This is a genomic window from Schleiferilactobacillus shenzhenensis LY-73, assembly GCF_000469325.1.
Taxonomy (GTDB): Bacteria; Bacillota; Bacilli; order Lactobacillales; family Lactobacillaceae; genus Schleiferilactobacillus; species Schleiferilactobacillus shenzhenensis.
The window spans coordinates 1-6,017 of sequence record NZ_KI271604.1 but is presented as its reverse complement, the minus strand read 5'-3'; the positions used below and the strand labels follow the sequence as shown (position 1 = coordinate 6,017).

The window sequence follows — 6,017 nt, the reverse complement described above, 5'->3', positions numbered from 1 at the left end:
GTTCAGGTCGCTGTTCGGTTTACACCGAGTACAGGTTCGACTCCTGCCACCGGCATAATAAAAAGCAAAGCCCCTGGCCCGCAAAAAGCGCGGACCAGGGGCTTTGCTTTTTGCTGGGTTTTGGGTGATGGGAGAATCCTTGGTGGGGATTCTCCTTTTCTGTTCTTATGGTAGCATTTTTGTCCCTTGGCGGTGCCTTGGCTTAACAGGGGAGATCTTGGTCGGCTGCTTCCTGGTAAGGGGCGGCTGAGTGCGGAGACGCCTGGTGAGGTGCGGGTGTCGAAAAATTATTGGGGAAACACTTGACTTCTACTGTCAGACCCGATACTGTATATATTGTAATATGTACAGTATAGACAGTATGAACAGTAGAGGTGAGTGCGATGTTGGCTTTGAATGGGTTGACCAAGACTTTTGGGGCGCAGACGGCGGTGAAGGAGTTGTCTTTTAACGTGGCGCCTGGGGAAATTATGGGACTGATTGGCCAGAACGGGGCGGGGAAGACCACCACGTTCCGGATGATTTTGAACTTTCTGCACCCCGACCAGGGTGCGGTATTGTGGGACGGGCGGCCGATGGCGGCGCAGGACCGGGCGTTCATCGGCTATCTGCCGGAAGAACGGGGACTGTACCCGAAGATGCGGGTGGCGGACCAGATCGTGTTCTTCGCCGAGCTCCACGGGTTGAAGCGGGCCGATGCCCTCAGCCGGCTGGACGAGTGGCTGGACCGCTTCCAGGTGAAGGGTAAGCCCAGCGACAAGGTCAAGGACCTGTCCAAGGGGAACCAGCAGAAGGTCCAGCTGATTGCCACACTGATCCATATGCCCAAGCTCCTGATTTTGGACGAGCCGTTTTCTGGCCTCGATCCGGTCAACGCCGGCTTGCTGGAAGACGGCATCCGCTTGCTGAAGGCGAACGGGTCCGCCATCATCTTCTCCAGCCACGACATGAGCAATGTGGAGGAGATTTCTGACCATCTGGTGATGTTGAGAAATGGTGAGACGGTGCTCAACGGCCGGGTCAGCGAGATTCGCCAGCAGTTCGGCCGGACGCGCCTCTATCTGGAGGACCCGCCGCTGAGCCGGGATGAGCTGGCGGGCTTCGCCGGGGTCGAGAAAGTCGAAATGCAAGGCAGCCGCTATAAGCTGACCCTGAGCGACCCCGCGGCCGGCAAAGCCCTCTTTTCTGCCGTCACCGCCCGGGGCTACGTGACCGAATTCAGTCAGCAGCCGCCCACGTTGGATGAAATCTTCCGTATGAAAGCAGGTGTCGTACAATGAACGCCATTCGCATCGTCTTTAACCAAGTGTTCCGCAAGAATATCAAGAGTGTCAGCTGGTGGTCCATCGTCCTCTCGCCGCTGATCATGGGTGCGATCATGTTCGGCATCGTCTATTACATGAATGGCGCGGTGAAGACCGCCCAAGTCGGCGTGGTGGCTGAAGCCCCGATTCAACAGGGCCTGGCCCGCCAGTCCAGCGCTGCGACCAAGTATCGGACCTATCCCAGTCAGGCGGCCGCGGAGAAAGCACTGAAGGATGAAACGCTGGACGGCATTCTGGTCGTGAATGCTAAGACGCCCTATACCGCCCGCTACCTCGGTCGGCAGGATGGCCAGAGCGTTTCTGCTAAGACCCTGACCACCGCCTTGAGCGGTCTGAACACCGCAGCTATCGCCCAGGAGCTGCACCTCACTGGGCCGCAGCTGACCAAGCTGCTCACTGCACCCAAGGTCACCACCCGGGAAGTGACGTTCTCCCAGAGCGGCCGGATGCAGACCAAGTCCGGCGCCGGCAGCGACACACGCAACGCCGTCGCCACCATTCTCAGCATCCTCTTCTACGGCTTCCTGCTCAGTTACGGCACGATGACCGCCCAGGAGATCGCCACCGAGAAGGGCAGCCGCATTGAAGAAATGATCCTCGCGGCCATCAGCGCCCGCAGCCAGTTCTTTGGCAAGATTCTGGGCATCATGGCCCTGATGGTGGTGCAGGTCGCGCTGTATGGCGCGGCCATCGGCGGGACATACCTCTTTGCCCGGAACAACGCTACCGTGCGCGGCGTCCTTCAGAGCATCGACCTCTCCATGCTGGACGGCACCTTCATCGCCGCCGCCCTGGGCTTCTTCATCGTCGGCATCCTCAGCTACACCGTACTTTCCGCGCTGCTGGGTTCCCTAGTCGCCACCCAGGAGCAGGCCGGCCAAGCCACGATGCCCGTGCTGATGCTGTCGCTGATCGGTTACCTGGCCTCGATCATGGCGGTCAACGGCAGTACGCCGCTGATGAACGTGCTCAGCTACATCCCGTTCCTCGGCCCGATGATCATGCCCTCCCGCCTGGCAATCGGCCAGGTGAGCGGCGGCGAGGCTTTTCTCTCACTGGGCGTCTCCACCGCCTTTCTCATCGTCTTCGCCTGGCTCTCTGCGAAGATGTACGAAACCAACGTGCTGGCCTACTCCGACAGCAACATCTGGCACGCTCTGCGCCAGTCCTGGGACATCGCCCGCTCGGAGCGCCGGGCCAGCCATGATTAGGGCAGAAAGGAGGGGCGGCTATGCGCATCGTTGTCTCGAATAAGGCCGGGCAGCCCATCTATCAGCAGATCGAGGACCAGATTAAGACCGCCATCCTCAGCGGCGACTTGGCTGCGGGGACGCTCCTGCCGTCCATCCGCCAGCTGGCCCGTGACCTGCAGATCAGTGTGATCACGACGACGCGCGCCTACCACGATCTGGAGGAGCAGGGCTTCGTGACCAACGTCCAGGGCAAGGGCAGCTACGTCCTCGGCCAGGACAGCGCGCTGGTCCGGGAACACGCCCTGCGGGATATTGAACAGTACCTCGGCCAGGCGCTGGATGCGGCTGCGCTGGCGAAGATCCCGCCGGCAGAGCTGCACACCATGCTGGATACCTTGATTGCTGCGGAAGGAGGCACCGATGTCCATGAATGAGGTGAATAGTGACGTGGCGGAAGAAAACTTGATCACAGTCACCGGGCTGACCAAACAATATCCGGAGTTCGCCTTGCGGGACATCAGCTTCCAACTGCCGGCCGGGTACATCATGGGCATGATTGGCCCCAACGGCGCGGGCAAGACCACCACGATTAAGGCGCTGCTGGACATGGTCCGGCCGGACAGCGGTCAGTTGACACTGCTCGGCGGCACCACGCCGGCCGCGCGGGTCGCGTGCCGAGACGATTTGGGCGTGCAGCTCGACGGCAGCATCTACCCCGATACCTGGCGGGTGAAGCAGGTGGCGGCGGCTTTGGCGCCTTTCTTCCCGCAGTGGGATGCGGCGTTGTTCGCTGACCTGTGCCAAGACATGGCGATTCCACAGAAGACCAAGTACAAGGACATGTCCCGGGGGACCCAGGTCAAACTGCAACTGGCGGCGGCGCTGGCCCACCATCCGCGGCTGCTGGTGTTGGACGAACCCACGGCCGGGCTCGACCCGCTGGCCCGGGATGAGCTGTTGACGCGGCTCCAGGACTTCATCGCTGATGGCCAGCATTCGGTGCTGCTGTCGACGCATCTGACCGCGGACCTGGAACGGATTGCGGATTACGTGCTGTACATTCGGGACGGCCGCCAGCAGTTCTTCGGCCACGTGGATGACCTGCTGGGCGCGTACGTCTTGGTCAAGGGCGGGCCGGCGGATCTGACGCCGGCGCTGCAAGCAGCGGTGATTGGCTTGCGCCGGTACGGTGAGGGTTTCACCGGCCTGCTGCCCGCGGCGGCTGGCGATGACTTGCCCGCCACCGTGGTGACCGAACCGATCACGCTGGAAGAATTGATGATTTACTTTGGCAGGGGGGCGCACGATGCACAACGCAATTAAGATGATGGTGCTCGATTGTCGGGCGGCCAGTAACCGCAACAGTATCGTGTACCTTTTCCTGGTGATCGATGTCTTGGCGGTGATCCTGTTCTTGACACCCGTGGGGGACGATTCTCTCTTTATCTCCTTCGGGGCGCTTCTCGGCGGCACGGCGATGACGCTGATCGTCCCATTCATGGCTGCCGCCCAACGCGGCCTGGATGCGTTGTACGCTCTCTTACCCTTGCGCCGCCGGGACATCGTCAACGGCCACTATCTTTTCGGCGGCCTAGTCGCCGTCAGTATGGGGCTGAATGTCATGCTGCTGGTGGGCATCATGCTCCTCCTGCAGCCAAGCATCCTGACGCCTGAGTGGCTAAGCCGCGTGATTCGATTCGCCCTGATGAGTCCGGCTATGCTGCTGATGATGGCGGCGGTGGAATACCCGCTGCTCTTGCGTTTCGGCTTCGACCGGGCGCCACAACTGGTGCTGCTGCCGTTGATCGGTGCCGGCGTTGGTACCGGTTATCTGGTGAGCACGGGGCTGCAAGGCATTGACCTCGTGTCGCCTCAGGGTGTGCTGGCCGGTACGATTGTCGCTGTCGTGGTGATTGCGGTGTTTGTGGTGTCGCTGCTGTTGGGGCGGCGGTTGTATGAGCGGCGGAGTTTGTAGGTATAGGGAGAAAAGTGAAGCTTGACCATGGTGCTGAGAAACGTGCCGCTGGTCAGGCTTTTCTGTAACTGGGTGGGCACTCACATTTCTGCTGGGGACTCCACCAGCAGTTACCGCATCCCCGGTTTGCTCTGTGGGAGCCAGGCTAACACCGGCCAAGAGAAGCCGCAGGGTCGAGAGAAGCCGGGCGGTCGCAAATCTTAAATATTGCCAAAGCCTTACAAGCGATGTAACAATTTTGTCACATAGGGTTGTGCTGGGCCGGCGGGTCGGTTAAACTTGTTGATGAGGTGATAGAAATGAAGACACGTCCGTTACACATCGCAATTATCGCATTATCATCATTGTTCCTCCTGGCCGGCTGCAGCGAAGGCACCAAGAACAACAGCGCAGCAGTGTCTCAGGCCGACACCACGACATCGTCTGTTAAAACCCCTAAGGCAAATAAGAAAGCAAACAGCAAGACTGATAAGCACACCGATCCGACGGTGACTGCCGCCAGCAGCAGCTCGACACCGGATAACAGTGTGGGTACCGACGAATCTGCAGACAATACCGACACATCCAGTCAGCAGAGCACAACGGCCGGCAACGAACAGTCACAACAAACGACTAGCACGAGTACACCTGCAACGACATCATCCAGTGAAGAACAAAGCAGTGGTGTTGCCTCCGCCTCGACGAGCAGTGAAAAAGCCGAAGCTGATTCGGCTAGCGAGTCGACTGTCCCCGTCGCTGCTTACTACGGCAAATGGGTCGGCGCCGATGGCTTCACCATTTACTACAACGCGTCTGGCAATATGGTCATTAGCCAGCAGGGCAGCACGACGATGTCACCTGTTGTCGCTGAGCAAATGTCCGACGGCCGCGTCCTCTTTCGCGCTACTAAGCCGGGTATCGATAACATCCTGGCCAAGATTGGTAGCGACGGTAAGATGTATCTGACCATGGCGGGGTATGATTCTCTTGCTTTGACCAAGGATGCAGGTTGGGATGGACAGTTGCCAGAGTAGGGTAGCTAACTGAATTCTTCAATAATTTGTCGATCCACTCGTTGAGGCGGGTGGATTTTTTTGTTATGCAGGAAACTGGGCGCTATTTACAGGTAATGGTATTCTTTACTTGCAGAGTAAATATGTGCAAAGACTGTGATAGCCGGTAAGATCAATTATAATAGATAATGGCTCCTCAAAGCTAATAGGATGCTGTTGTTCCTTGAAATAATAAACTATCCTCATAAATACATGCATCAATAATGTGTATTCTTCTTTGCTGATATATGAAATCAATTCATCGAATGACTATACCATGCGGTCATGGTCAATGACTATATGCTATTGATTTGGCTAGAACACCTTATGCATCACCACAAAGATCTCCTTATATATTTGTGAAAAGATACGACGTATGACGCATGTACTGTCGGGCTAGTTACAGCTCTTTGAATTTTCATGTCCACCGAAAATACATCCCCAATAATTCATGAAGGTGGCGAAAATGGATAGAGACGTACAAAATCTTGGA

The 6,017-nt window shown here is 57.8% G+C and carries 6 protein-coding genes; all 6 read left to right on the top strand.

All coding sequences use genetic code 11. From position 1 onward, the window contains the following. Positions 1 to 383 precede the first annotated feature (383 nt). The 6 genes from L248_RS12300 (at position 384) to L248_RS12275 (ending at position 5,506) form a co-directional block, all read left to right on the top strand. Complete coding sequence (locus L248_RS12300; RefSeq protein WP_022530566.1) at positions 384 to 1,280, top strand: ABC transporter ATP-binding protein; 897 nt, start codon at positions 384 to 386, stop codon at positions 1,278 to 1,280. Beyond that, complete coding sequence (locus L248_RS12295) at positions 1,277 to 2,536, top strand: ABC transporter permease (RefSeq protein WP_022530565.1); 1,260 nt, start codon at positions 1,277 to 1,279, stop codon at positions 2,534 to 2,536. Before L248_RS12300 ends, L248_RS12295 begins: the two co-directional genes overlap by 4 nt. A 20-nt stretch (positions 2,537 to 2,556) precedes the next feature. Then, on the top strand, positions 2,557 to 2,952 hold the full coding sequence (locus tag L248_RS12290; protein ID WP_022530564.1) for a GntR family transcriptional regulator: 396 nt from the start codon (positions 2,557 to 2,559) through the stop codon (positions 2,950 to 2,952). Then, positions 2,945 to 3,841, top strand: coding sequence for an ABC transporter ATP-binding protein (locus tag L248_RS12285; RefSeq protein WP_022530563.1), 897 nt, complete (start codon positions 2,945 to 2,947; stop codon positions 3,839 to 3,841). Before L248_RS12290 ends, L248_RS12285 begins: the two co-directional genes overlap by 8 nt. Continuing rightward, the gene (locus tag L248_RS12280; protein WP_022530562.1) at positions 3,825 to 4,493 is read left to right on the top strand and encodes an ABC-2 transporter permease; all 669 of its coding nucleotides are present in this window, start codon (positions 3,825 to 3,827) and stop codon (positions 4,491 to 4,493) included. The genes L248_RS12285 and L248_RS12280 overlap by 17 nt, the downstream gene beginning before the upstream one ends. Positions 4,494 to 4,792: 299 nt before the next feature. After that, on the top strand, positions 4,793 to 5,506 hold the full coding sequence (locus L248_RS12275) for a hypothetical protein (RefSeq protein WP_040536725.1): 714 nt from the start codon (positions 4,793 to 4,795) through the stop codon (positions 5,504 to 5,506). The last annotated feature ends 511 nt before the right edge of the window (positions 5,507 to 6,017 follow it).

Bases quoted from the DNA above. Each gene is read 5' to 3' on its own strand.
- L248_RS12280 (WP_022530562.1), top strand. From the start codon at position 3,825: ATGCACAACGCAATTAAGATGATGGTGCTCGATTGTCGGGCGGCCAGT.
- L248_RS12300 (WP_022530566.1), top strand. From the start codon at position 384: ATGTTGGCTTTGAATGGGTTGACCAAGACTTTTGGGGCGCAGACGGCG.
- L248_RS12275 (WP_040536725.1), top strand. From the start codon at position 4,793: ATGAAGACACGTCCGTTACACATCGCAATTATCGCATTATCATCATTG.
- L248_RS12285 (WP_022530563.1), top strand. From the start codon at position 2,945: ATGAATGAGGTGAATAGTGACGTGGCGGAAGAAAACTTGATCACAGTC.
- L248_RS12290 (WP_022530564.1), top strand. From the start codon at position 2,557: ATGCGCATCGTTGTCTCGAATAAGGCCGGGCAGCCCATCTATCAGCAG.
- L248_RS12295 (WP_022530565.1), top strand. From the start codon at position 1,277: ATGAACGCCATTCGCATCGTCTTTAACCAAGTGTTCCGCAAGAATATC.